Below are 26688 nucleotides of genomic sequence, written 5' to 3'. Positions count from 1 at the left end.
CGCAAGGCACTAAGGACTGCGACTTCGAAGCGATCGGGCGCAGCCCATGAAACCAGCGGCCTCTCTCATTGCCATTCTGGTCTGCTCGACGCCCCTCGCCCATGCGCAAGGTGTGCCGACGCAAGACAACGCAGGGCTTGGGCAGCTTTTCACCATCCTCTCGAAACTGGCGGACGATATGGAGGCGCAGCGCGACCAATTGGGCACGGGCGAAACGCTCTCCTCGGTTCAATTCGATCAGCTTCGGGTGCTGGAGGCGATGTCAGCCGCACTCACCGGCCCAGGGCTCGACATTCGCGCGCTGGACGGAAACGCGGACTTCCCTGCGGGCGATGTCTACCCCGTTGCCGCCAATCACCCTATGGACAGCCGCCTCTTCGGGGAGGGACGCGAGACCGTCGAGATGATGATTGTGCGGGTGGCCGATGAATATGCCGGAGCGGCTGGAGTGCGGCGGGCCGGTCTTTCGGCCACCCAGTGGCGCTGCCTTTTCCAGGCGCTGATCAAACAGGAAAGCCGGTTCAGCGTCACCGCGCAAAGCCCCGTGGGCGCCTATGGCCTGACGCAGCTCATGCCGGGAACAGCGTCCGATATGGGCGTCGACCGCTACGATGTGATGGACAACCTCCGCGGCGGCGCGCGGTACATCACGACGCAGCTGAACACGTTCGGAAACATCCCGCATGCACTTGCCGCCTATAACGCCGGACCTGGCCGGGTCCATGAATATGGCGGCGTGCCACCCTTTGCCGAAACCCAAGGATATGTCAGGAATATCTCGCGGTTCTACAACGAATATCTCGCCGTTGTTGGTGGGGCGGATGCGCTCGGCACGCTCTCGCCGTCGGACCTGGCGCTTGCGGAGTACAGCAGCATCTCAGAAGCCAGTGTTTACTACGCCGCCGATAGCCACGCCACGACCGAGCAAGTCATCAATCGGCTCGCCTCGATCATCCGGCAGATCGACGAGACGCCGGACATCAAGCGGGCCTTCGAACTCAATACTTACGCCAAGGCCGAAATAGGCCGCATCCTCAACCTTCGCGTTCGTCTGATGGCTGCCAACCGTCAGCGCGAGGCAGCCCATGGCCAACATCTGGCCGCGGACCGGCTCTCTGAGCGCGACTTCATGCGCATGGGAGTCATCCGATGAAAGGAAAAACCTTCGGCACCGCCTTCGCCACGCTTCTCGCCGTCACGCCCGCAGATCAAGCCGATGCCCAGGGTGTCCCGACATTCGACAACTCAAACCTTCGACAATTGGTCTTGCAGCTCGAACACATGGCAGAGGATCTGAATGTCCAGCTGCAACAGCTCGCGACGATGCGGCAGGAGTTGGAAACGCAATTGAGCCAGCTTCTGAACCTCGAGGGCCAACTGGCCTCTCTCATCGATGGCAATGAATTGGGCCAGCTTTTTGCGACCGTCGAAGAGTTCGAGAGGGTCCGTGGCAAGCTGACAGCACCACTCGCGACAGCTGAAGCCATTTCGAGCGGTGACTTCCTGAGCGGCTTTCGACCGGGGGCGGAGCTGGATGCTGCCGTTGAACGGGTTCTGTCCGGCAGCGGGTTCACCCAAGCGCGCCTGACATCCCTGGCGACCAGCGGTGAGCCCGCAGACAATCGGATCGCGACGCAAGCCGGGTCCAGCGCGATGCTGTCGGTTGCCGCTCAGGAAAGCCATGTCGAAGCCGGGGAAAGCCTTGGCCGTCTTGAGACCATGGTGGGGCTGATCGACGACCAAGGCGGTCTGAAAGCCGCGGTCGATCTCAACACGCGCGTGACGGCCGAACTCGGCATCATCCTCACCCAGATCTGGCGTCTGGAAGCCGCCGCCGGCGTCAATGGCGGGCAGTTGGGTGTTGTTGATGCCGCAACCCTCGCCGAGGAGCGAAAATTCCGCTCTATGGAGGTGCCAAAATGATCCGAGTGGGCCCCGTTTCCCTGACCGCGCTTGCGCTGGTCTGCTTGCCGCTGACGCTGAGCGCTCAAACCTCCCAAGGTGGGTTCGAAACCATGGCGCAACCGACCGAAGACCAAACAGAATGCAAGGCCCCGCGACCGCCAAAAGAATTGGATTCGTTTGCCTATGTCAGGAATGGTTATCGCGAGATCTTGCGCATCGACGCATACCAGACGGCAATTCAATCTGATGTTTGTGGATGCCCCTTCAACGAAATTGATTGGTCACTCGTCGTCCGCATTTCCAAACAATATGTGACCTCAGACAATCCAAAGCTGCCTTTCGATGTGATCGACCTGCGGAGCCAGGCCGATGGCCTGGAAGCGGAGTTCCTCGACATTTGCGGTAACTGAATGGGAATCATCACAGACATCCTTGAGCAGGTCGATGACGCAATCGATTCCGTCGCTGAAGCCGGTTTTGTGGAGGCTGCCGGGCAAGTCGGAGACGTGCTTGGCGTTGGCTCTGTGCTCCTTCTCATCATTCTTGGCATAAGTGTTGTCACGCAGTTGCGCCCTATGACTTTTGGCAGCGCATTCGCATTCGGATTGAAAATATCTTTGATTGGAATCTTCGCTCAGAGTTGGGAAAACTTTGAAGTTATCTACCGGATCGTTTCGGACGTCCCAGAGGCAATCGGATCTCGTATTCTTGCCTTGACAGCCACTGGTGATGAAACCGGAGTCTACGAAAGCCTCGACAGCATGGTGAACCGGATCACCGCCTATGGTGACGCCATCGGCGACCGTGCGGGCTGGGTGTTTGGCGCAGTGCTCGGGGCGATTTTCTTCGTTCTGTCCGCCATCTTCGCAGCCGTCACCGCCGGGATCATCGCCTACGCGCGTATCGTTTTCACACTGATGATCGTCATCGCGCCGTTCATGATCCTGACGTCGCTCTTCAAACCGACCCAATCGCTTTTCGAAGCCTGGACACGGGCAACCATCGGCTATGCCTTGATGCCTGTGGCCGCTGCCGGAGCCGCCGGGATCATCGTCGCCATCGCTGAGTCTATTGGCGACGCCTCCGCCGACCCGGACAACGTCGAAACGGTCAGCCTGATCCTGCCGTTCCTCGTGATCTTGCTCCTTTCAGCTGGCGTGATGGCCGCCGTCCCGTTCATCGCATCCAACCTCACAGGTGTCATGGGCATCGCCTCGAATGCGATCGGCCTGACGGGATTGGCGCGACGCGGCGTAGTCAACGCTGGAGAGTATGGCGCGGGTGGTGCAGGACGCATCTTGACCGGCAGAACGCCGTACGAGCTACGACGCGAAGTGAGCGGTGCGGCCACGAAGAGCAACGAATTGATCCGCCGGACGCCTGCAGCCGCGCTCGCGCTGACAAAATCCTTTCGCAAGACATGACCCGCGCGGAGTTCGATCAGGACGCTTTCGAGGCCGACTTCATCTTTGGGCCACGCAGGCGCGAGCGTTTTGCCTACTTTGTCGCCGCTGCTGGTGTGATCATCGGTTTGGTCGGTTTCGTGGGAGCCGTTGCTTTGTTCCCGCTCAAGACGGTCGAGACCTTCGTGGTCGTCGTCGACAAGGAAACCGGCGAAATGGACCGTGTTGCCGCTGTCGAGGCGCTCAGCCTCGACGAAAGTGATGCGATCATTCAGGCTAATCTGGTCGCCTACGTGGATGATCGCGAAACCTACGACCTGACCGACGGTGAAGAACGGATCAATTCGGTCCTGCAAAGATCCGACGAAGACGCCGCACGCACGCTTCGCGATCTTTGGTCTTCAACCAATCCTGACTATCCGATCTCAGTCTATGGACGGGACGCGAAAATCGATGTGGTCATCCGGTCTGTGAACCAGGTCGAACCCGGGGTGGCGCAGGTGCGGTTCACGAAAACGCTTCGAAAACCCCGTGACAACAGGACTGTGACACGGCCCTACGTCGCTACGCTGCGCTACGAGTTTCGCCCGGAAACCCGTCAGCGGTTGCAGCAGGTCTGGGCCAACCCGCTCGGGTTTGTCGTCACGTCTTATCGTGTCGACGCCGAAACGTTGGAGAACTGAGTGATGAAGCTGCGCACCGCCCTGCCCTGTTTGCTTTTGGCTCTTGCACCTTCTCAAGTGCTTTCGGAAGCGACGCCTCAGGGTGGGCCGAAAGATATCCGCATACGATATGCGGTCTACGACGAGCAGCAGGTGTTCCGTATCGAGACGGATCTGCGGCACTCGACCACGATCCAGTTTGGAGACGGGGAGCGGTTCGAGGCTGTAATCGTGGGAGACACCGAAAGCTTTCAGGTCGATCCAATTCCCGAGCTTGGCAATGTGCTGACGATCAAGCCGCATGTCCAAAATGCTTCGACCAACATGACCGTGATCACCAACCGTCGCAGCTATGCATTCCATCTCCGGGAAGGCTCGATTCCAGGTCGCACGGGCATGTTCTTCGAAGTGCGGTTTCGCTACCCGGGCGAAGAGCGCCTTGCCACACTGACGAACGCACAGCCCAAAGGGTTCGAGGCGCCGCGCAACTACAACTACAAGATCGCCGGCGAAGGCGACTTTCGCCCGGCCACGGTCTATGACGACGGTCGGTTTACCTACTTCAGTTTTCCCGAAAGTGGACGGCAACCCGCGATCTTCAAGGCTGACAACCGCGGTCGCGAGCGCACGGTCAATTGGACCCAGAACGGCAACACCGTCCGCGTCTCCGGTGTCAACGACTTCTGGACACTGCGGCTGGGTGAAGAAGCGCTCTGCATCTACCGAGACACCTCCGCGATATACGTGAGCAACTGAGCCATGTCGGATGATCCCAACCTGAAGAACCGGCTGGATACATTCAGCAAGGCAAAACGCTCCAAACCCAGATCGGGATTCGGTGTCACTGCCCTGGCGCTCGCTCTCGGCCTCGGCAGTGCGGGCGTTGCGTATTTCCTGGCGACTGACTGGCAAGCGGATCCAGACCAACTAGAGACTTCGGATGTCGAGCCGTTTCAGAATGACGGTCTCTCAAATGGTGGTCGGCTGGAATTTCCTGCCGATGAAGCGGACCAGCGCGTGAACGATGCCCTTATCGCTGTGGAAGAAGCCCTTGAGGCCCCCGAGCCGATCCCGCCCGCGGCTGAGCCAAGCGTAGATATCCTCGCCGAACTGGCTGAGCTTCGTGAAGCACTCGCCGTTACTCAAGCCGAGCGAAACGCCGAGATTCAGTCAGCCGTTACCGAACTGCGCAGTGCTTTCGCAGATCAAGCACAAGCCCTCGAAGCCGCTGTCGCGGAGCGAGATGAACAACTCGCGGCCCTAGAACGCGACAGCGAGACCCGGCTGAACTCTCTTCAGAGTCTTCTGGAGGCGGAACGCGCGCAACGCGAAGCCCTTGAAGGGGAACGCGCCAATGACGCCCTGATCCGCGACCAACAGCTTCTCGAGGAACGTCGCAGACAGGAAGAGGAACAAAAGCGCCGCGAGGCCGAACAGCAGGCCGAACAACTATTGAGGGCCCAGATCCAGTCTCCTGCCGTGGTCTATTCGACAGGATCATCGGTCACGGCACCAAACGCCAGCGGCCTGCAGAACGGCGCACCAGGCGCAGATATCCCACTGAATGAAAACGAAGCCTATCTCAGAGGCGCGGCGCGGCCGCTTGAAATCGATGAGGCGGCGCAGATGGAGCGACCCGAACGCACTCTCGCGCAAGGGTCCGTCATACAGGCGGCACTGCAAACGGCCATCAACAGTGATCTGCCCGGAAACGTTGTCGCGGTCGTCGCGGAACCTGTCTATGCGTTTTCCGGCGACGCAGTACTGCTCCCGCGAGGCTCGCGATTGTTCGGGCAATATCGATCTGGTGTGGAAGTGAACCAGAAGCGCATCCTCATTCTATGGACGCGCGTCCTCACGCCGGACGGTACATCCATGCAGATCGCCTCAGTCGGGGGTGATCGACTCGGACGCTCTGGCCTGACCGGTTTGGTGGATACGAAGTTCGACGAACGCTTTGGAGGAGCTGCTCTGATATCGATTATCGGCGCGGCCCCCGCAGTCGCCGCCAATTCCACGGAAGACGAAGTGACCCGCGAGGTTCTGGAGGAGGTCGGCAGTGATCTCGAAGACGCGACAAGTTCGGTGATCGCCGATCAGGTCTCGATCTCGCCAACCATCTACGTCGACCAGGGGGCCATGGTAACCGTACTGGTCGATAGGGACATCGTGATCTATTGAGCGAAGCGTCCCTCCCCTCCTCGTATCTCGAGCAATACCTAGAACCCTATCGCGATTTGATCCTGCGGGACGACATCATTGAGTTGGCGATCAACCCGGATGGTAATGTCTGGATCGAACGCCAAGGTGCCCACGCCATGGAGAAAATTGACCGCACTGTCGAGGTGGCCGCAGCAGCAAATCTGGCTGCCACATTGGTTGGTGATGCGCGCGCGCGCGTGTCGCAGAAGTCGCCTTTGGTTTCAGGTAAGATCGACTACCTTGAGCGCCCGCTACGCATCCAGGTTGTTGTGCCACCCGCGGTAGAACACGGTGCTGCGATCTCCATTCGACTATTTGGCGTTGGTGGCCAGACAACCTTCGATCCTGAGTATCTGTTCGGGAAGCCGGTCTCGCTCGATGACCGGCGGCAATCGAGGCTCTCAGAAGTCGAGGAAATTGCAAAGAGCGACCTCTCCAGAGCCTTGTCGTCGCTCGTCCGCCATCGTTTGAATCTTTTGGTCAGCGGTGGGACGTCCACCGGCAAAACCACCTTCGCAAGGCATCTGCTGAAATCGGTTCCGGACGACGAGAGGCTCATCACCATTGAAGACGCCTTCGAGCTTTTCCCTGGTCAGCCAAACACCGTTTGCCTGCTGGCTGAACGCGTTCCGACATCGCAGCGGTCAACAAATGCTCTGCTACAGGCGAGTTTGCGCATGCGCCCGGACCGCATCGTTGTGGGCGAGTTGCGCGGTGCTGAAGCGCTGACATATCTGGAAGCCATCAACACGGGTCACGGCGGATCGGTGACAACAATCCACGCCGAAACCGCTGAGCTTGCGATAGACCGGTTGGCGATCATGGTCTTGCAGGCCGGGACACCTTTAACCTTCGCCGAGGTACAGAGCTACATCCGACGGTCGATAGATGTCATTGTTCAGCTAGGACGCGACAGCGGTAAACGCGGCGTCTCAGAGGTCCTGGTTGTTGGGACACGCTGATTAAACCAAACTGCAAAATTTCGGAGATTCTTTTTTCACGATTGAGTTTTTCGTACGAATGTTGTCAAGCTTTCTGCGGATGGCAAAGTGGTGAGCATGGCCTGCTATTGTTTAATATGCCTCAGCTAAGCTCTGGGGTGTTGACAGCGCTTTGTCTGCTTCTTTTTTCGAGAACTCATAAGTTTCGTCCGAATGACATTCGAGCAATCCTAGAGGCCCCAGCCCTGCATCGGATGTATAGCATTCCAGAAGCTTACGTACGATGACCGGTATCATCATGCTTTGAGGTCCAAAGTGTTTTGCATCATGCGCGCTAAGCTTCATAACCAATCCGTTTCGCAGGTCAGCAACCGAAAACTGGGTCCACATAGATCGAAACTCGCCCATGAAAAAATGCCATGCCTCAGCGCGTTCGGGATCCGCTGTCAACTGTTGGTGAATGAACCAAAGCGTAGGCACCTTGCGGAACTCAGGGTCCTTCTCGCGAAGAACCTCTCCAAAGCGTGTCAAAACAATCGGAAATCTTAGCTCAATGACACCAGATTTATGCAGCCATGAACGATACGCGGAAGCAAATGGCGCGCCGTATCTGAAGGGCTCTGCAAGCTCTTTGTCGCGAAGCGTTGGCTGTTTGAGTGCGTTAGCCAAGATACGAGACATGCGCTCTCTGTTCAATCCAAAATTACCGTGAAAAAATACAGTCACCCATTGATCCTCCGTATTAAGACTTGACGACAATCGAAGCACTCAATGCCAGTGCCCAGCAACCATGCCATCGCGAAGGCGAGCATATTCAAGAGGAAGAAAAAATGACAGAGGAGCAAAGTTCGCCAGAGCTTGATCTGAGCGCTCTGGCGTTCGAGCAGAACCACCAAACCTTTCGCGCCCTCAACCACCAGATGTGGCAAATTCCACTCATCTCCATGACGCTGACAGGTGGATTATGGTTCGGGGTGTCCAAAGTAGATGGTTCACCATTCTTTCAAGTTGCGCTGTTGTTCCTGGCAACTGTCGGCAATGCCTGTTTGTTTTTGGTGATTCAGCGTCTGCGCTACGTGATAGAGCAGACGCTCAACTGGTTAGAAACCCGTTCACCCGCAAACTTTGTTTCAGCCAAGGGCGATTGCTGGTACAACAGACCTCTGGTTGTGCGCCGGTCATTCCAGTCGATGCTCCTCCTCGCGTGTTTTACCAGCTTTAGCCTGCTGGTCATGACATGTTTTCAAATTGATTGGTCTCGGGTCGCGAATCCTATGACGAAAACTCCGGCATCCGCATATTATGACCAACACGCGTTGGACTTGGCCGACAGCTATGAAGGCATCTCGGCGGATGCTGCGCACCCGGGTCTCGCGAAGATCCTCAAGGAAGGCTTTGCAGGCGCGCGGGTGGATATTCTTGATGTAGGTGCCGGAACAGGCCGAGACTCGGCTTGGCTCGCTTTGCTCGGCCATCGGGTTGTTGCAGCAGAACCGTCGAGCTCCATGCTTCAGATCGCCCGCCACGCCCACAAAGACAGCTCCATTCAATGGGTCCGCGACGCCTTGCCCGGGTTGGACATCATTAGCAGCCATACAAGGAGGTTTGATATCATCGTTCTGAGCGCAGTTTGGATGCATATCTCCGAGGAGGACCGCCCGGCCGCTGTTTCTGCGATTGCTTCGTTGTTGAAGCCTAGCGGTTTTGTCTACATCACCCTCCGTCTTGGTCCGGCAGACGCGGCACGCTCAATTTTTGAAGTATCTTTGGATGAGCTGACTGAACTGGCAGGAAGTAACGGCTTCCAGATACAATACCTTGAAACACGCCCTGACCTCCTCGGCCGCGACGAGATCACCTGGCAAAGCGTCCTGCTATCGACTGAGAGCAAAACTTGATCAATCGGCTCTGAATAGCCCATAACGTGGCCGTGCTGGGCTAGGGAAAAAGCACAAGAAAGACACATCTGACTTCCATGTTGCGTGTGCATGTTGCACCATCGTTTCATGAGCAAGTCTTTAAGATCTCTGACCTTTCCTTCAGATGTGGATACATCTCTAGATGACATCGATCAGGTGTTAATGAATCCATGCCTTGCTCACTCAGTGTTCTATGATCGAGGTGTCGGGTACTTTACGTCGAGTTGGCTTCAACGTGTTTCAAGCGGCATAGCAGAGTTTGCGGGGAACGGCGGCAAGATGCGGCTGATCACCAGTCCAAAGCTCAAGCCCGAAGATTGGGCAGCGATCAAACAGGGTGCGGACGCAATCCAAGACGACGTCCTGCTTCAGGCACTTAGAGACGAAGTTGATGAGCTCGAAAAAAGCGCAAGTTCCAAGCCTGTTCAGACACTATCATACATGATCGCGGAAAAGCTTCTGACCATCCGTATTGCTATAACGACAGGCAAGTTGAGTGGAGACTACCATCCCAAACTTGGCATATTTCGTGATAGTGAGGATGAAGCGGTTGTCTTCCACGGTTCTCAGAACGAAACCGAGCAAGGCAGGCGCAATTTCGAGAGCTTAGATGTTTTCTTGAGTTGGGCTGACGCGCGCGACGCGTCACGTGTTCAGTCCCATCGAAACCGCTTTGAAAGACTGTGGAACAACATTGATCCGAATGTCCAATGCTTCGATATCCCCGAGGCTATACGTCGGAATATCGCTCAGTTCTACCGGCCAAAAAGCGATTCGAAAGCAAAGGTCCTCAAAGACACAAGATGGCGCCACCAAGATGAGGCAGTTGAAAGGTTTCTAGCAGAGAAGAACGGCGTGCTCGAAATGGCAACCGGCACCGGTAAAACCCGGACAGCACTACGGATCATAGACAAGCTCACAACTCGCGATCTGGTCGATACTGTCATCGTGACCATGCGCGGCAACGACCTCCTAGAACAATGGTTTCAGGCGCTTGTCACGGACTGCAACTGCAGGGTCTATCGGCAATTTGGCTCGCATCACGAAGGAGCGCGGTTTGTTGCGAGCCGCGGCAGAAGGCTACTCCTTGTTTCGCAGCACCACTTGCCGGAGTTTCTTTCGAGTGTTGAAGGGACAGCAGAGAGAACGCTGATTGTATGTGATGAAGTTCATGGATTTGGATCGCCGGCACAGGTGACCACGCTTTCTGGTCTGGTGTCACCACTCAGCTACCGGTTAGGGCTGAGTGCGACCCCTGAAAGGGAGTATGATCAAGCTGGAAACGATTTCATTGAGAACGAAGTCGGCCCCATCATTTTCAAGTTTGAAATTGAAGATGCTATTCAACGCGGTATTTTGTGCGAATTTGATTACACGGCATTAGAGTATGAATTGTCGGATGACGATCGGGCCGAAATCCGGAAAATCATCAAGCGCCACCATGCCCGTAGGGCGTCAGGTGAAGTCGTGAGCGACGAAGCACTCTATCGTGACATTTCTCGTGTGCGAAAGGTTACGATAGAGAAGTTGGAACCTTTCAATGAGCATCTCACGAGCAAACCAGAGCTCTATGAACGCTCCCTGATCTTTGTAGAAACACGCAAATACGGTGAGCTTGTGCAAAGACTTCTTATGGATGCAGGAATTGTGTTCGGAACATATTACGAAGGTGATGAAGCGCAGCGCTTGTTGGATTTTGCGAACGGGCGACTGGACTGTCTGGTAAGTTGCCACCGGCTATCAGAAGGCATTGACATTAAGTCCGTCAAGAACATCGTTCTGTTTTCTTCAGCCCGGGCGAAACTGGAAACAATTCAGAGGCTTGGTCGTTGCCTGCGTACAGATCCCAACAACGAGGAGAAACGCGCGCATGTGCTAGACTTTGTAGACTTTGGCTGTGATGACGATAGCGACAGCACAGACGTAAAGCGATATGACTGGCTGCGGAGCCTTAGCGCAACGCGAAAGGAAGAACAGTGACGAGTCCAAAAAAGAGAACCGCGAGCGAAGAAATCGCACTTGCGATTGCCGAAGCGGCGCAAGGCGTCTCGGTGAGCGTCACAGCTCAGACATCGACTGAGCGACTGCTGATTTCAACGCTGGATGTCATGCCGCCCACTCACAGGATCGAAAACACAATTGACGTCATACTTGAAGAGGACAGTTTGAGTGACAAGCAATAACGTTCTTCTTCTTGGCTGGAATGCAAAGGGGCTTCGTGGCTATTTGCGCGATGCAAAAATTGCCCTAAAACCGGACAAGTATCGTCATGTCTTAGTTCAGATGCCAAACGGAACCGGCAAAACGACAACGATGGCTCTTTTGCGCTCAGCGCTTACGGGTCAACTAGATCCTTCGCTGTCGATCTCCTCACTTCAGGCTGACCGAACGACAAAGGAGGGACACTTTGAACTTCACTTATCAGTCTATGGCGAACGGCTATCCATTCGGCTCGAATGCGATTTCGAGATGGGGCGACACTATTTCTACACAACCACCGTCGAAGCCGGACGGCAGAATGGGCACCTGCTGAGTACAGTCGACCCCGCATTGGCGGACGCTCTTGAGAGAAGTATCGAGCTGTTTGTGTTCGACGGCGAACTTGCGCAAAACATGCTTAAGGACGGTGCTGCTGCTGCGGACAGAGCTATTGAAGCCCTTTACAAGACCGATGCTTTTGAAGACCTGGTGAACAAAATTGGTGTCCTCAAAGAGAATCGAAAAAAGCTGAATAAGAATATCACCACCGCATCTGAGCAATCGGCGGTCAATCGGCTTGAACGTGAGTATGAAGAGGCCAAAGAGATACTTGCGAAACTCACGCAAGAGAAGGACGGCTTGGATCGATCTCTTGCGAAGATCGACCGTCGGACCGCAGAGATAACGGACCGCCTCGAAGAGCTCGGCCTCGAGGATCAAGCATTTAAGAATCGTCAAAAAGACATCGAAGATCGTGACCAAAAGGCGAGAAATGATATTTCGCGTTTCGCAACCGAAGCGGTTTCAAGTTTCAGATTGCCGCTAAGCCTTCATTCCCGTGTTGGAGAAAGACTTACAACACTCAACAACACATTGGAAACTAGGCGGCTTCCGCGCTCGTCAAAATCGTTCTTTGAGGAGCTCGCTACCAAGAAAAATTGTATATGCGGTGAAGAGATCGATGAGGCAAAGCGGAAATACATTCTCTCACACGCAGACGATCATCTTGGTGATGAGCAAGTCCAAGTCATTAACGATATTAAGTACAAGCTCAAAGACGGATTCGACCGCCGTTGGTTTTCTGCCGTCGTCAATGACCTTAGTGAAGCTGAGGATCGTTTGACCAGCATAGCTCAGGAACGCGCGAGGCTGGATATCGAGAAGGCAGAAGCAGGCATGGAGGAGGTCGAAAGGCTTACATCCGAGCGAGAAGCACTTCAGGCAGAGCAAGCGCGGAAGTCTCAGGCTCTGCAATTCTTGACGGAGGTACCAATCTCGATATACGAGGCTGACTGGAAGAGAAACCTTCCAGCATGCAAGGAAGAGGAAGGCAAGCGCCGTAAGGCTTTCGAAATGGCTAGCGGCAATAACCGATACTTCACAGCCGCGGACAAGTTAATTCGTGCAACTCAACGTGCTCGCAAGCTCGCGAAAGAACGGCTACAAGTGTTCGTGAAAGACCGAACAAACTCCCAACTCGAAAAAATCTTGGATAGCGAGATCATTCGTGTTTCCAGGATCGATGGCCGCCTTCATTTGGTGAATGAAGAAAACCTCCCGAAAGACAGCGCCAGCGAGGGCCAAAAACTTGCGGTGTGCTACGCATTTCTGACAGCCCTTTTGGCAGAAGCCCCGGCGCGCTTGCCGTTCATTGTAGATTCCCCTGCAGTCTCTCTGGACCTTGTTCTCCGGCAAAACGTTGGGGCTCTCATTCCCAAAATATTCGATCAATTAATTGTCTTCGTTATCTCCAGTGAGCGTGAAGGTTTCGCAGACTCGTTTGAGAAACGAACAGACACGCAGTTTGTCACTGCCTCAATCAATCAAGCTGACGGATCCGTTCTCATAGATGAAAGCAAGAGCACCTTCTTCCAATTCCAAAGCGGAGCGGTGTCCTCATGAGTTCTGAACTGGTCACACGTGCACGTGGGTTTGTGCTCCACGAAGCCGCACGCGGCTACTTTGGCTACATCGATCAAAGAATGTTCAGCAGAACCAGATCGTCAGATGCAGCGCGCGGTTCGCTTATTCTCTTTGATGCCTATTATGCAGGACTCATGCTGGGCCTCACCTACAGGAAAACAGGTTCTCCTGAGATGCTTGATCGGGCGGGCATATTCATTCAGACCTATCCGAATGAATATGAGCCGTACCGCGAGTACATTGCAGGCTTGCTCGTTGATGCAGAGGTTACTGCTCTTCATTCTGAAGATTACTCCGAACAACAGCTTGAGAAGTCGATCGCGAAGCTTCTTCAAGTCGCCTCTCCTACGCGCTTGTCCCCGGAAGGCATGCACATCCTGAATCTGTATGCCGCGGGAGGCTTTGAGCTTCTTCGTAGCAATATGGGCGCCAAGCCGTCTGATCCGTCAAATTTCTTAATTCGCTACCAAGCTTTACTCGAAAATGAAACTGGGCAGTAACTTTTGATGGAACGAGTCTCGGACCTACTCTGCCAGCGCGCGACACCGACTACCGTATCTGGTCTTTTTGGCGGAATGACTCTCTTTCGCGTGCCAGCGTACCAACGTGCATATGAGTGGACGGATGAGCAGATAGACGCCTTCATCGACGATGTTCGCAGGTGTTGGCAAAAGCGTATCAACGGTGAACGTGAGCGACACTTTTTTGGATCCGTGGTAACCGCGCCTCGAGACCCTGGCGGTCTGGTTCGCCCACGACGGGATGTGATAGACGGGCAGCAGCGGTTTGCCACTTTTCTCCTTTTCGTGGCGGCGCTACGGCAACACTGTTTGCTGGCAGCGGCCGAGTTTGGTGCGGATGATGCACAGCGCGGAACCGCCTTGAGCACAATGGCGGAAACTCTCCAGTTCCGTTTCATCATGAGCAGAGATCTCGATTTCATGGAGGCCAGGGACGTTTATCCCCTGACCTTGAATGAGACCGATGACGCCTATTTCAAAGCATTGTTGCGAGGCGATCATGTAGAAGAAGTAGCTCAATCTCACTACCTGCTAAAGGCTGCGTTTGACGCATGTTTTGCAATGCTTCAGGGGCATCGCGAGGCGACCGGGTCCACCGCGCTTGAATTCAATGCGCTGAACCAATTCTACGCCAGTGCTCTCGAAGACTGGGAAGTCGTTCATATTGAGGCTAATGCACCGGAGCACGCCAGCCTCATTTTCAGGGTGTTGAACAACAGAGGTCTTCCCGTCAGCGATTGTGATCTTCTCCGGGCAACCACCATGGAACGGGCAGAACAAAGGCTGGAACCAGCAGAGCGAGATGAGCTATCTGATGCTTGGAAGGAAATCGGTGGCATTGCCGAAAACCCCGACACCTATCTTCAATTGGCATATCAGACTCGTACGGGAAAACGCTTCAACACAGCGAGGACATCAACAGAGTTTGAAGCGATGCATTTTGAGGAGCTTTCAAGCGGTGATCTTCTCGGTGCAGCAGAGGCAAGGTCGCTTCTTCAGAGTGTGCAAACCCTGAAGACCGACATGGTAATGATGAAGGCTTTGACCGGTGGCGACATCGCCGGTGGGGGTCTGCAATTGACACCGGTCATGGCTCATCGACTGGCATTCACCCTAGGAGACCTAAAGCAGCACTGGATACTCCCCCTGGTCTACGCATCGCGAAGCCTCAATGCCGATCATCGCGAGCGACTGCTTTGTGTTTTGGAGCGGTTTGCATTCCGGTATGGGGTCTTGGCGCGCGCGCGGATTGCGGAATACGATCGCAGGATGGGGCCCATTATTACACTTCTGAACACATCGCCAGCTGACTATCGATTGCCCGAAGTCGAAGCGATTTTGACGGATCTTCTAGATAGATACGCGACCAGAGAGGCGATGGAGCGTCAATTAGATGGGCTCGAGTACGAGCGACACAAGAAAGAGTTGAAGTACATTCTAGCCATGAGCGAATTCATGTCGGCGTGGTATGATGGCCAGGCGAACGGTCGACCAACCGTTCATGCGCCCAATGTACCGATCGATATCCGCGCAATGACCCTGGAGCATATCAGTCCGCAGAACCCTGAAGAGGCAGGGGCAGAAATGCTACCTCACTTGCATAAACTTGGAAACCTTACCTTGCTCAGCCAAGATGAGAATGATCGTGCCGGAAACAGGCCTTTCGTTGACAAGAAGCCGGTCCTTCAAGGTTCTCGCCTGTCGATCAATCAGAACATCGCCGAGGAGGATAAATGGGGGGCCGAACAGGCCATCGCGCGACAAGACGCATTGCGAGATCAAGCGATGAGAGTATTTGATTTAACGTTTTGAGTTCAGGCCGCGCTGCCAACGCGGCCCCGCCTGATGTCAGCAACCGCTTGAATGAACAGTTCAGCCGTTGTCTCAATCTGTTCGTCGGTCGTGCCATAGCCCAAGCCCAGTCGAAACGCGTTTTTTGTACGCTCCGTTCCTGCACCAAACATGGCCTCAAGGACATGAGAGTCCTCTACTGATTGCGTCGAACAAGCGCTGGAGCTTGAAAAGGTGATCTGGTCGGTCAGACGTCGCATCAGCGCAAAGGGCTCAACCGATGGGATCGAAAGATTCAGAGAATTGGGAATTCGAGATGCTTCATTCCCATTCACCCATGCCCCCGTTTCTTCTACAAGTCGGCGCTCCAGCTTATCCCTCAGGTCATTGATGCTCTCAGCATCGCCGAGGCGGGATTGTCGCAATTCAAAAGCCGCCCCAAGCCCAACAATCCCGGCTGTGTTGAGCGTTCCAGAGCGAAGTCCTCGCTCCTGACCCCCTCCCCGGTTGATCGGCTCAAGCGCCACATGCGGGCGGCGCCGACGACAATAGAGGACCCCAATTCCCTTGGGACCATACATTTTGTGACCAGATAGGCTTGCAAGGTGGATGTTTGCGTCTTGAACGTCGATCTTCTCGTAGGCTATCAACTGTGTCAGATCGCTGTGAAACAGAGCACCGTATCGCTCACACAAATACCCAATTTCTGAAAGCGGGTGGCGCACGCCGGTCTCGTTGTTGGCGGCCATACAGCTTACGAGTGCCACCCCTTTTTTGAGTTCTGCCTCGAGGCGGTCCAAATCAATCCTGCCCTGTACGTCCACTGAAAGGACGATCACGTCTTCGGCTGGACTTGAATGTTTTGCCGCTTCAAGCACAGAAGGGTGTTCTGTTGCGACCGTGATAATGCGTTGGTTGTCCAATCGGCGCGGACTGGCGACCACACCTTTGATGGCGAGATTGTTCGCCTCGGTTGCGCCGCTTACAAAGACTATGTCGGCCGGTCTTGCGCCAATTCCCTTCGCGATATGTTCGCGCGCGCGTTCGATGGCTGCGGCTGCGGCTGCGCCATCAGGGTGGTCTATTGCCGAGGGGTTGCCTGTCAATTCGCGCATGGCGTCAACAACACGATCAATCACCATCTCATCGACTGGCGTTGAGGCGTTGTGATCAAGATAAATTGACCCGGGAGTCATGCCGCATCTCCTGCCAGAAGCCTTGCTGCATCAGCTGGCGAGTTTATGCGAATTGCGATGTAACCAATGCCGCGGTCGATATGGCATCTCAGGCGTCGCATTAGGTCTTCGTCATCTAATTCTGCTCCGCTTTGCCCTTGCTCGACAAGTATCAGCATTGAAAGGAATATCGGTTGGTCGGATCCAAAGAGCGTATAGGCGTTAAATTCCTGCCCATTTTCCTCCGGTGGAACCATGTCGCCAACTGGTCCTGTCTCGAGTGAGGCGGTCAGAGCCATCCGGCACAGGAGGTTCGGTGTGAGGCCGCTGCGTTGACGCAACATACGGAGACGGCCAGTTGCCTCAGTTGATACTCTGAGCTTTGTAAAATGCATCAGACTAGTTCCGCTGAAAGATCGCCAACCGGAAAAAGTGTCGTGCGTCTTGCTTCCGCGGTCGCCTCAAGCTTGTAGGTCCGTGCTACATGCGCTCCGAGGGACTTGGCTAGGGAGGGAGTCATTTCCGTATCGGTGCAAAGCAAGATTACCTGATGGCTTGCAGTTGGCAGATAGTCTCGAACAATTGCCAATCGGTGGCTTTGGTCAAGCCTTGAGAAAGGGGTGTCGATCACGATCGGCAGTTGACGGCCGCTTGTCTTTCCCAAAGCCCAAAGCATGGAAATCGCATAAATCTGCCGTTCTCCTGCAGATAAGCTGTTCTTCTCGATTGTTATTCCATCACTGCCAATCAGGCTCACGCTAAAATCCGCCGGGTCGATTTCGACGCTAGAAACCAATGATTTCTTGCGGCTCAATCGGTTGAAACAGTCAACGAACTCGGCCTTTAATCTGCTGATCCTGTCCTCGAGGAGCGCAACTCCAAAAGAAGAAAGTGCGGTTTGCGCGCGCACCGCGAGAGCGATCCCGCGCTCTTCTTGAGCCAATTTCTTCAGAGCAGCTTCCTCCGACCTGAACTTGCGCTCTATCGCTTCAATATCACGCAAAAGCCGATCTATTCCTTCGTCGCAGAACTGCAGATCACGTTCCAAACCCCCAAGGGTGCGCTCAGCCTCTTTCAAAGCGGAAAGCGCTTGTTCGGCTTGTCCCGTGTCGAACCCCTCGAGCTCCCTTTTTAACTTGGCGCGAAGCTCTCTGTTTCTGTCAAACCTGTCGGCCAAGCTTGTTACTTCTTCCTGCCGCCCATCAGTCAGACAGTCCAGACGCCGCAAAATCCAATCTGGTTCTGCCAACAGACGTGGTCCCTGCCCTCCTGCATCTCCCTTCGTCACAGCACGCAAATCATCAAAATGCTGACTGGACCAGATGTTGCCTTTCTCGTTGGGTATGCTTGATTGCCGCTCAAACGCATCAATGAAGGCGCGAATCGCGATCGCGTGAGTGCCCTGCCGCGCCTCAGTACAGGTTTGGTAAAAATGCTGTACCAATGTGGGCGCTAAACCTAGCGGCAACAGATCGTTGGCCGCGCGCTTCAGTTGCGTGCTCAACTCGGACTGGTCTATCTCTGCGCTTCGAAGTTTGGTCAGGACGTCTTCGCGCGACAGTGCCTGCCGACCACCTTCGTTGCGATAAGCGGCCTCGGATCGCTCCACCCGTCGCGCGGCTTGATCGCATTTGCTTTGCAGTTCGGCGCGAAGATCCTGTTGGGTTGCAAGCTCTTGTCTGAGGCGCTCCTGCTCGGACAGGAGGCGATCAATATTACCAGATGAATCCTGGTCTGCTCGCCGACTAGTATAGACAGTCAGGTCTGTCTGCAGCTGGTCGATAATGTCCAATCCCAGAAGCGATCGGATCGCATCTCTCAGCCCGAGGCTGCCATCGTCATCCGCGATCTCTTGTATCTTCTCGCCATCAAAAAAGAACAACTGTGAAAGACCGGGAGGCACAAGTTCTTCGACGTATTGCGCATATTCAGCCCGTTCCAGGTCAGAGATCGGGTGGCCTTCCCTAATAAGGTCAAGTGTTTCGACCACGGATTTTCCGCGGGATGACCAAGCGCGTTTGACCGTGTAGTTGACTTGTTGACCATTCTCCACGCGAACGAATGACAGCGTGATGGCGGCCTCGCGCGTTGCCGCTGTCGCACTGATTTTTCTTAACAGATGCTCTTCATATGTTGATTGTGCAGTGCGTGGGCCAAGCGCTCTGCGACCGTACAATACGAGCCGGATTGCATCGAGGAAGGTGGTTTTTCCGCCGCCATTATGCCCCAAGATGGCAACCACATTGGCACCCTCAGCCGGCACCGTCTCAAGGTCGAACGTGTGGCAACCGTCATACAGACCGACGTTCTCAAGGACTAACTCACGAAATCTCATAAGTTCGGCGCCTCGTTTGCCGCGCCTTCTTCTTCCAGCTCGGCAGCCAAATTTGCCAGAACTTCGTCCTCCGAGCGCCATTCCTTTTCAAGGATGCTTGCAATGCGCGTGTGGATCGATGACCTGCGACGCATGCCCTGAACCGAACGTTCGGCATCCAGCAGTTCGCCCATCATTTGGATTGGAAGATCGTGTTCCTGGCAAACTTGGCGCAAAATGTCGCCATCGGCGGACGAAAACTCGAAGTCGTCGGCTTCGTGCGCATGGAGTTCTTTACCGAGCACATCCTTTACAATCTGATAGGCACTATTGGCCCAATCACCCAACTCACGTCGCCAAATGCGCTGAATCTCGTGGATTTCTGCTTCATGGATCAGCGTCGGAGCAGGCTCATCTGTGACGAGATTCGCCGCCTCCCTCTGTGCTTCCAACAACCTTTTGAGCACCTCTTGGCGGAAATCGCGTTTGTAGGGCCCGGGTATCAACCCATCGCCTGAGCGATTGAGCGTTATCTTCCCAGTGCGCCTGCGGAAATCTCGCACGACTTTCTTGCGCTCTGGATCCAGCGTCTCCGCCAGGAAGTCTCTAACGTCCAAGAGCGGTTCGAGCCATTCCTCGCCGTTGTCGACCATCGCCTCCATTGCTTTGTCCTTTGTGACGACAGTGCATACCCAGCAACCAAACCGGGAGTTGCCGCAGCTTTCGGTGTTTTTATCGACCACCAGCGGGCACTCACCCGCCTGAGCGTTGCGATACATCTTGAGAAGCTGACGATTGTCAGCTCCCCACGGTGACGGCGTTTGCAGGATATAGTCCCAAACGTCATCAACCGAGAGCGCCTCAATCGGTGTGAAAACATACGCACCCAAGAGCGACGAATGCCGCGAAAACAGACTCCCCTCCAGCCGGTGAAGCGCCATTACTTGCGCGCGTGTTGCGCTTTCAGCGCTGCGAACACCAAGCACCATAACAACTTCGCCAAACTCTGCGACGCGGCTTTTTATGAATGCATTGGCAGGGTCTATCTTAAGTCGTTCAGTGCACCACCGGAAGCGACGTGATGGAGCCGGATAGCCGCGTCCTATTAGGTTGACCCAGAAGCTATCATTTACATCAGGCACAACCTTGTGAGCCGAAACCGGCATGCCCTGTGCTTTCGCTGCGTCGTTTATGCGCGTGAGTGCACTATCGATATAGTCCACAATAACGGGTGTTTCGACCAGCGTATCAGAGCTCAAGACATAGATTGGTTTTTCGCGTTCGGATTTCGGTAGTGCCTGCAGTGCGCGCCATATCATCTGCAATGCGCAGGTCGAGTCCTTTCCACCACTGTAGCCGATCACCCAAGGGCGCTTGTCGTTGCAATAGGCAACGCGAATCCGTTCTTCGAGTGCATCGAACGTAAGCGCTGCGTCAGGTTCGGTCGCCTTTTTTTCTCTACTCATGCCGCGACCTGACCTTGCGCTTCCATGGCCGCCTTCATTCTTGCTTCCAATGGCAATCCAATAGTTTCGAACAAGACAGCCGCTCCAAGAAGAACGCTCCTGCGCTGGCCATTCATGCGTGCGTCGTTCATGACTTTGCCTTCCCAGAGTTCCGCATTTCGTCTCGACCAATCCAAGGAAGAAAGCGACTTTAGCTTCTCAGGCCATTCCTGAGGATAGGCATCAATCAAGGTTCCCCCGAGGACGCCGAAGGCTTGCAGCAAAACGCCGTGGGAGTGCACCGTGTTTTGCCGAAGATCATGCGCGTTCAAGCTTCCGCCATCCAGTCTTTGCCAGTCGTCCAAAACGTCGTAGAGCGCATTCCAGAATTGTACCACGAGATCGAGCGTTTCCTCGCCAAATCTGTCTCCTGCTGGACCAACCATCCATTCATGTGCCTGCTGCAAACTGGACAATGTGTAGAGCTTGGTTGTTCGGTTTGAGAGTGATTTTTTCTCAAGCTCTAAAAACCGATTAAAGAATGGCACAATTCGAAACACGTCGACGGATAGTCCGGCGAGCGGATCCCTTTTGTCGTATAGAATATTCAGCGAATTTGATGGGCGAACGGCGTTCATATTTAAATCTGCAAACATCTGTTGACTTCGCTCAAGTCCACGGTCCGCAAAGATCACAACTGATATCGTTTCATTTTCCAAGGCTGGCCTTGTCTTCAACGCATCTTCAATTGCCGCTCTGCGGTGTTGGCCGTCATTTAGAATGATCCGCGCATCCATCGCAAAGCTGAGCGTACCAACGTTCTTCAGTGCCCCATCGTTGCCCGCTGCGGTGAATGTCAGGTCCCCATCAACTGAAGCGCAAAGCGAGGAAAGGATGTAATTGTCCCAATTCTCAGCAAGGTAATTTGCGATCTGAGGTACCCTTGCCTTTGAAAGCACCCGTTGGGCACGCAGGTCAGGCGGCAGATCATCGCCGTCGAAAATGAACAGCCTCGGCACCATTTTCATGGGGACCATAACAGTGTAGTACGCAGTACGAGACTGAACGCCCCGGATCGCCTCGAATGTCAGCTCGTTTGCCATCGCTACCTCCTAGGCTGGAAGTTAACGGACGTTAGTGTGGAAGTCTATACGCAGGTCTAAATCGTGAGCTCTGCGAGCCTAAGAAGGGTAGTTTTCTTGCCGCATCACATGGCATCATGAGCATGCAACGGGGATCATTTCCGATACAGAAGTGCAGTTGGCTACTCTGACTGATGAGCGATGCATTTATCAGAGGCTATTGTCCAATTTCGTCCCCGAGCAGTTCGTCGATGAAGTCACCTTGCTCGCGGAAGACTTGCTCCCACTTTTCTGGGACCGGGTCCTCCCGATCCAAGGTTTCCGGACGCAGCTCACCGGCGGCGTATTCATTCATTTGCGTCTGCATGGACCGCGATTGCCGTCGGCGTGCACGCTCGCTTGTTGCAGTGGATTCGAAAGACTCGGGATGGGGTGCAGGAGGAGCGGGATTCGGGTCTTCTAACCAGGGCCCTACGCCATCAACACGTGGGGGATATGGAAAATCGCGGCCCGCCTGACGATCTGACAGATTGATGAAAAAGGAATCCTCGAAGTATTTGATGCGCTGTGCACGGATCGGGTGCTGAGGTGAGGCCAGGATGATCACCTCATCGGGATCCATGGTGCGTGCCTCGGTCTCGGAGAGAAGTGGACGTTCCTCAAGACGAGAAGTCGTCGAGGTCGCGCCCAAAATGCCCTTGTTGCGACCATACATGCGGGTCACCGCCTCCCGGGTGGTGCTGCCGACGGCCGCCGAGACCTCGCGAACGGTACGCTGGTCGCGAGGCGTTATGTAGAGCTTGAGCCCTGCGCCGTTCTCAAGGCTTTCGCGCCCCTCGGGTCCGTAGATGCGATCGAGCGAGGCCAACGACTGCGCAATTATCGCGACGCGCCCGCCATAGGCGGCGAGCGAATGGATCGCCCGCTCGAGATAAGGCATCGCGCCCATTTGCTGGAACTCGTCGATCATCATCATGACCGGCCACGGCTCGTAGGGACCCGGCTCGTTCTGCCGCAAACTGGCAATGAGATCCGCGAACATGAGCCGCAGGAGCGGTGCCAGCGTCGCGATGTGATCTTCTGACACCACGATGTAGAGCGCGTGCGGTTTTTTCCTGAAGTTCGCGAACTCGAAGTCGCTTGCATCGGTTGCCGTACGGACCGCCGGGTTGTCCCACTGCTTCAGACCGGCCGTCATCAAAGCCTGGATGTTGGACGTCAGCAGCCGCGACGACGCGCTGGCCGCGTTGATCCAAAGCTCGCGCACCGTCGCTTCCCTCGCCTCTTCCGCATAGGCACTGTACTGTGCGTTCTTGTAATCCCCGCCGGTGACGATCTTGTTGACCTCGCCCAGTGTCGGTCTGCCGCGTTGGATCGCCAGAAGGCAGGCCGCGACGAATATCGATTTGCCTGCCTCGGAGAAGGTGTCGAGTGTCTTGTTGTCCTTGTCGAGGAAGAGGTCCGCCAGGATCGAGACTTCTGTGAACTGCTGGGCGAAACTGGGGGCGGCCGCGATCCGCGCGAGCGGGTTGTAGCGATGCGAACTATTCGCCCAATCGAACGGGCTGAAGCGAAAGACCTCATCGCCGTTGAGCGCCCTCAGCCTTGCCGTCTTCTCGAAATTCTCGCCCTTCACATCCAGAACCACGACCGAACCTGCGAAAGACAAAAGGTTCGGGATCACGAAGCCCACGCCCTTCCCGGCCCGGGTCGGGGCCACCATCATTACATGCGGTATGTCGCTCGCAGAGATGTAGGGCGCCTTTGACGCGGGCTTTCCCAGCTTGCCGCAGACAAACCCGGATCCCGGTGTCTGGAGCATGCCGTTCGCCTTGAGTTCACGTCTGGTCTGCCAATGTGCGGACCCGTAATCATCCCGGTCCTGCGCCCAGGTCCAGCTGAAGGCCAGAACCGCCAGTCCAATGGCCCCGAAGCCAACGGCGCCGAACGCAACCTTGAATGCCTCGGGATGCGCCGCGCGCAGACCCGCGCTCGCCGTCCAGACGGCAAACATGTCAAACTCGGCAAACCCCGTTCTCAACGCCAGTGCGAGATAGAAGCTCGCCGCGATCGTGCCGAGTGCCGTTCCACAGAGAGTCCCGACTGGCACGGCAGCCCAGAGAGGAAGCCGGGTGCTCATCAGAAGCTGATCTCATCGTCGAGATCGCGCGATAGCCCCCTGCCCCGCTGCATCTCGAGTTGGGTGTCCCGGGCCAACGCCTCAACCTTGTCCTGCTGCAAAGCGGAGGCGCGGTCGGTAAAGACCTGATCACCGGTCTCCTCGTGGGTCAGCTCGAGGAATTCCTGCGTAACCGTGATCTGATCGATCCGGTTGGGAAGCACCTCTGCCAGCACCTCGTAATTGCCGCGCCGCAGCTCCCCAAGTCCCTCCTCGCCCAGCTCCTTGAAGAGTTCGGCCTTCAGCGTGCGTTCCACGGTCTCTTCCTGAGCCTCTGACAGGCTTCCGTCGCGCAACATGTCCGCGAGGTCCTGCAGATACGGGTTTGGCCCACGGTCCTCGTCATCGATCACCTGCAAATCGTCCGATGCGCGCGACAGACCCGTCGCTATGCCGAGCTCCTTCGCGCGCTCCAGCAATCGGTCCATGAACCGATCGACTGTTTCCAACGCGCGATCTTGTTGATCGTCGCTGGCCTGAGCGAGATCGATGCCATCCTTGGCCAGAACCGCCGCCATGTCGCGGTCCACCCAATCCTGAGCAAGCCCATAGTTCATCGTCCCACCAGCTTCGATCCGGGCAGCCATCTCTTGCGGATCGAGACCGGCCCTTGCGGCATCCGCCTTCAGGGCCTCGAGGACAGGGTCCTTGCCCGATGAGAACGCAGCACTCAAGCGCCCGTCTCCGGCTCCTGGCGGATAGGACTCGGTCAAGTCACGCCCGAACCGGGCGCGCAGATCAGGGTCCGGCACCATCTGCGAGAGATCACGAACGACACCCGCCGCCTTGGTCTCAAATCCCGGGCGTTCGGTGGCATCAAGTTCTTCTGCCTTGAGCCGTAGCGCTTCGATGGTTTTCTCGGCATAGTCGATGGCCTCACCGACCGTTCGAATTGTCTCCATATCGATCTCTCCTGCGGTGAATCTGTAGGTCGTGTCCGAGCCGATTGAGGCCGCCATGCGGCGCATCGCGTAGGCCAGGTGTTTCTGATCCATGCGATCCAGCACATCGGCCAGATTGCGGTAGTCCTTGGCAAACCCTATCACCTGCGCCTTGGCTATGGCCCGCTCTTCGGGCGACAGTGCGATCTCGCGCGGCAGGCGCGCCTCGTCCTTTGCCCGGTAGATTTCTGCGATACCTGGGGCCTTCTCGAAGATGCCGCGCTCGAGCCGGGTCGTGGCCTCCAGTATCACACCGTAGCGTTCGGCGATCTCCGCCTGCTTTTCCCGCATCAACTGCGGCGACATCACGCCCTCCGCCCAACAGGAGAACCAGGTGCTGTTGGCGAGGCCCCGGTTGTTTAGAAGGATATGCGCATGCTTGTGGGCCCGGTCATCATGCACCGAGAGCACGTAGTCCCACTGATCGCCGTAATCCCCGCTTTCGAAGAAATGCTCCGCCCAATCGAGTGTGATCTCGCGTACCTGATCCACCGTGACGTCGGTCGGGAACGACAGCAGCATATGCGAGGTAAACCCGAGCTTCGTCGTGCCCCTCCAGGATTGCGCCCAGGCCTCCACGATCTCCGCCTTCTGCGCCTCGGTCAGCACGGCCTCAGCCGTCAGCGGGTTGGTCATCGTCGCGTAGGTGTAAACCGCCTTGTCGTTCACGTAAGACAGCTGGTTGCCAAGGCTCTGCTTCGTCTTGCACCCCCCTGCCCTGATCCGCTTGAACACCGCGGCGCTGCTCTCCGGCATAACCGACTTCAGCAGATTGCGCGGCGAGGCCCGGCCCACGCGCTGGTAACTGCGACCCTGCCGCCGCACTGCCAGCCGCGTGTCTATGCGCGCCTGACGCTGACCCTGGATGCGCTCCGTCTCCCAGAGCTTGCCCATGACGGCGTGATAGAGGGCGAGCGGCTCAGACATGGTCCACCAACTCCTCATGCACGTCTGACGCCTCGGGATCCGCCGCGTCCCACCCCACGCCCCGTCGCTGACAGGCCGACGCTTTCAGCGCGGCCAGATCGCGATAGGTGCGCTGCGCGAGATCATGCAGCGCGACAAGCGTCGCACGGTTCTCCGGCGACAGCGTCAGCTTTCCGCGTTGCACCGCCTTCGCCAGAATGCGGCCGCTGTCTGCAAGGTCTTGTGCCTGCCGCAACGTCTCCGAGAACGCCCGGAGATCTTCTCGCATCAGATCAAGCAGCCCACACCGCGCCCGCACAACCGCCTGCAAGGCCTGGCTGCGGCTCGTAAAGCCACGGGCGTGCCAAGCCGTATCGAAGTCGGCCATTTCAGAGGTCGCCGCGCGGAAACTCACCGTGACCGAAGGGTCTCGAACCTCCTGTCCTTCGCCCCGCTCCTCTTTGGCAAGCCGGGTCACGTGTCGTCGCGACACACCGTAGGCCTCTGCCAGAACCTTCGGCGTTTCCCCGGCATGATAGCGCCGCGCAAGTTCGATCCGCTCTTCCAGTTTCAGGCGTTTTGGGCGTCCCGGTTTCACGTCTCAGACCCCTCGGACAAAAGTCGCAGACATTTGGCATATCCTGCCAACGTCCCTCTCATTTCATCCTCACGGATACATCAATTCGTGAATCTGCGCAATTTATCATTTTGCGCATCCTGTCACTGCGCAAAATGCTGCCGAGTCGTCGAGATCAGTCTAGCACGGCCCGAAGCCCGCACTCACGCTGAGCCCAAGTGCAAAGCAATCGCACCGTGGCGCCATCGATGCGGGACCACTACTGCGGGAAGAAGAAATGCGGGCGACACGCGTCTATTCAGGAAAAAGTCCGGCGTGTCGCGCTGGTGCTTGGCGGGTCACCGGAGCGGCCCGCAAGACAATGTCAGGCCGGTCTTCCTCCGTGGTCAGTGACCACCATCGTGTCGGTCACGCTGACGAAGAGCGGCGTGATGACATATTCGCCGCCTGCGTCTTCAGGTGCTGTTACGGCGACGATAGCCGAGGCCGGCGCTCCGTCCACGAAACAGGAGAAGAGCGCGAAGTTTTCGAAACGACCGGACGTCAGCGCCTCGAAGGCGCTGACGTGATCTCTGCGGATATTGGTGCTCATGCGACGATCCC

Annotated in this window: 24 protein-coding genes; 14 read left to right on the top strand and 10 right to left on the bottom strand. The window is 56.0% G+C overall.

Annotated features, from left to right (window positions below; all coding sequences use genetic code 11):
* Positions 1–46: 46 nt before the first annotated feature.
* The 8 genes from Q1A34_RS20360 to Q1A34_RS20325 are packed head-to-tail and all read left to right on the top strand — an operon-like array spanning position 47 to position 7134.
* Positions 47–1153, top strand: a complete 1107-nt coding sequence (locus Q1A34_RS20360; RefSeq protein ID WP_300038955.1) for a lytic transglycosylase domain-containing protein — start codon at positions 47–49, stop codon at positions 1151–1153.
* Positions 1150–1923, top strand: coding sequence for a type IV secretion system protein (locus tag Q1A34_RS20355; protein WP_300038952.1), 774 nt, complete (start codon positions 1150–1152; stop codon positions 1921–1923). Before Q1A34_RS20360 ends, Q1A34_RS20355 begins: the two co-directional genes overlap by 4 nt.
* Complete coding sequence (locus Q1A34_RS20350) at positions 1920–2315, top strand: hypothetical protein (RefSeq protein WP_227364355.1); 396 nt, start codon at positions 1920–1922, stop codon at positions 2313–2315. Before Q1A34_RS20355 ends, Q1A34_RS20350 begins: the two co-directional genes overlap by 4 nt.
* Positions 2316–3329: a type IV secretion system protein gene (locus tag Q1A34_RS20345; protein ID WP_300038948.1), complete on the top strand. Its 1014-nt coding sequence runs from the start codon at positions 2316–2318 to the stop codon at positions 3327–3329. It abuts the gene before it with no gap.
* Positions 3326–3991, top strand: a complete 666-nt coding sequence (locus Q1A34_RS20340) for a virB8 family protein (protein WP_263845720.1) — start codon at positions 3326–3328, stop codon at positions 3989–3991. Before Q1A34_RS20345 ends, Q1A34_RS20340 begins: the two co-directional genes overlap by 4 nt.
* Positions 3992–3994: 3 nt before the next feature.
* Complete coding sequence (locus tag Q1A34_RS20335; protein ID WP_300038945.1) at positions 3995–4726, top strand: TrbG/VirB9 family P-type conjugative transfer protein; 732 nt, start codon at positions 3995–3997, stop codon at positions 4724–4726.
* Between the two features lie 3 nt (positions 4727–4729).
* Positions 4730–6151 (top strand): TrbI/VirB10 family protein, encoded by a 1422-nt coding sequence (locus Q1A34_RS20330; protein WP_300038942.1) that lies wholly within the window; start codon positions 4730–4732, stop codon positions 6149–6151.
* Positions 6148–7134, top strand: a complete 987-nt coding sequence (locus Q1A34_RS20325) for an ATPase, T2SS/T4P/T4SS family (protein ID WP_300038939.1) — start codon at positions 6148–6150, stop codon at positions 7132–7134. The genes Q1A34_RS20330 and Q1A34_RS20325 overlap by 4 nt, the downstream gene beginning before the upstream one ends.
* 111 nt (positions 7135–7245) lie before the next feature.
* Here the strand turns inward: Q1A34_RS20325 and Q1A34_RS20320 are convergent, their stop codons facing one another.
* On the bottom strand, positions 7246–7839 hold the full coding sequence (locus Q1A34_RS20320) for a DUF4007 family protein (RefSeq protein WP_299784323.1): 594 nt from the start codon (positions 7837–7839) through the stop codon (positions 7246–7248).
* 23 nt (positions 7840–7862) lie between these two features.
* On the opposite strand from Q1A34_RS20320, the gene Q1A34_RS20315 reads away from it, so the two are divergent.
* From Q1A34_RS20315 to Q1A34_RS20290, 6 genes are all read left to right on the top strand, one after another.
* A complete protein-coding gene (locus Q1A34_RS20315) occupies positions 7863–9011 on the top strand; it encodes a bifunctional 2-polyprenyl-6-hydroxyphenol methylase/3-demethylubiquinol 3-O-methyltransferase UbiG (protein ID WP_300038936.1) in 1149 nt (382 codons plus the stop codon).
* A 108-nt stretch (positions 9012–9119) separates the two neighbouring features.
* On the top strand, positions 9120–11012 hold the full coding sequence (locus tag Q1A34_RS20310) for a DEAD/DEAH box helicase family protein (RefSeq protein ID WP_299784327.1): 1893 nt from the start codon (positions 9120–9122) through the stop codon (positions 11010–11012).
* Positions 11009–11215, top strand: coding sequence for a hypothetical protein (locus tag Q1A34_RS20305; RefSeq protein WP_299784329.1), 207 nt, complete (start codon positions 11009–11011; stop codon positions 11213–11215). Before Q1A34_RS20310 ends, Q1A34_RS20305 begins: the two co-directional genes overlap by 4 nt.
* On the top strand, positions 11202–13133 hold the full coding sequence (locus Q1A34_RS20300; protein ID WP_300038933.1) for a hypothetical protein: 1932 nt from the start codon (positions 11202–11204) through the stop codon (positions 13131–13133). Before Q1A34_RS20305 ends, Q1A34_RS20300 begins: the two co-directional genes overlap by 14 nt.
* Entirely contained in the window at positions 13130–13654 is a 525-nt protein-coding gene (locus Q1A34_RS20295) for a hypothetical protein (RefSeq protein WP_300038931.1), read from the top strand. Before Q1A34_RS20300 ends, Q1A34_RS20295 begins: the two co-directional genes overlap by 4 nt.
* A gap of 6 nt (positions 13655–13660) precedes the next feature.
* Positions 13661–15487, top strand: coding sequence for a DUF262 domain-containing HNH endonuclease family protein (locus Q1A34_RS20290; protein ID WP_300038928.1), 1827 nt, complete (start codon positions 13661–13663; stop codon positions 15485–15487).
* Positions 15488–15489: 2 nt separating this feature from the next.
* On the opposite strand, the gene Q1A34_RS20285 is transcribed toward Q1A34_RS20290, so the two are convergent.
* The 9 genes from Q1A34_RS20285 to Q1A34_RS20245 all read right to left on the bottom strand — a co-directional run.
* Positions 15490–16662, bottom strand: coding sequence for a cysteine desulfurase family protein (locus tag Q1A34_RS20285; protein ID WP_300038925.1), 1173 nt, complete (start codon positions 16660–16662; stop codon positions 15490–15492).
* On the bottom strand, positions 16659–17036 hold the full coding sequence (gene dndE, locus Q1A34_RS20280; RefSeq protein ID WP_299784339.1) for a DNA sulfur modification protein DndE: 378 nt from the start codon (positions 17034–17036) through the stop codon (positions 16659–16661). The genes Q1A34_RS20285 and dndE overlap by 4 nt, the downstream gene beginning before the upstream one ends.
* Positions 17036–18976, bottom strand: coding sequence for a DNA sulfur modification protein DndD (gene dndD / locus Q1A34_RS20275; RefSeq protein ID WP_299784341.1), 1941 nt, complete (start codon positions 18974–18976; stop codon positions 17036–17038). The genes dndE and dndD overlap by 1 nt, the downstream gene beginning before the upstream one ends.
* Positions 18973–20421: a DNA phosphorothioation system sulfurtransferase DndC gene (gene dndC, locus Q1A34_RS20270; RefSeq protein WP_299784343.1), complete on the bottom strand. Its 1449-nt coding sequence runs from the start codon at positions 20419–20421 to the stop codon at positions 18973–18975. The genes dndD and dndC overlap by 4 nt, the downstream gene beginning before the upstream one ends.
* The gene (dndB, locus tag Q1A34_RS20265) at positions 20418–21503 is read right to left on the bottom strand and encodes a DNA sulfur modification protein DndB (RefSeq protein WP_299784345.1); all 1086 of its coding nucleotides are present in this window, start codon (positions 21501–21503) and stop codon (positions 20418–20420) included. The genes dndC and dndB overlap by 4 nt, the downstream gene beginning before the upstream one ends.
* 196 nt (positions 21504–21699) lie before the next feature.
* Complete coding sequence (locus Q1A34_RS20260; RefSeq protein WP_300038922.1) at positions 21700–23622, bottom strand: type IV secretory system conjugative DNA transfer family protein; 1923 nt, start codon at positions 23620–23622, stop codon at positions 21700–21702.
* On the bottom strand, positions 23622–25529 hold the full coding sequence (locus tag Q1A34_RS20255) for a relaxase/mobilization nuclease domain-containing protein (protein WP_300038919.1): 1908 nt from the start codon (positions 25527–25529) through the stop codon (positions 23622–23624). Before Q1A34_RS20255 ends, Q1A34_RS20260 begins: the two co-directional genes overlap by 1 nt.
* Entirely contained in the window at positions 25522–26106 is a 585-nt protein-coding gene (locus tag Q1A34_RS20250; protein ID WP_300038916.1) for a helix-turn-helix domain-containing protein, read from the bottom strand. The genes Q1A34_RS20255 and Q1A34_RS20250 overlap by 8 nt, the downstream gene beginning before the upstream one ends.
* Positions 26107–26449: 343 nt before the next feature.
* The coding region (locus Q1A34_RS20245; protein WP_300038913.1) for a hypothetical protein at positions 26450–26688 on the bottom strand (239 nt) is incomplete at its 5' end.

Origin of the sequence: uncultured Roseobacter sp. (genome assembly GCF_947491795.1) — a bacterium.
GTDB lineage: Bacteria > Pseudomonadota > Alphaproteobacteria > Rhodobacterales > Rhodobacteraceae > Roseobacter.
This window is presented reverse-complemented; position numbering and strand designations above follow the sequence as displayed.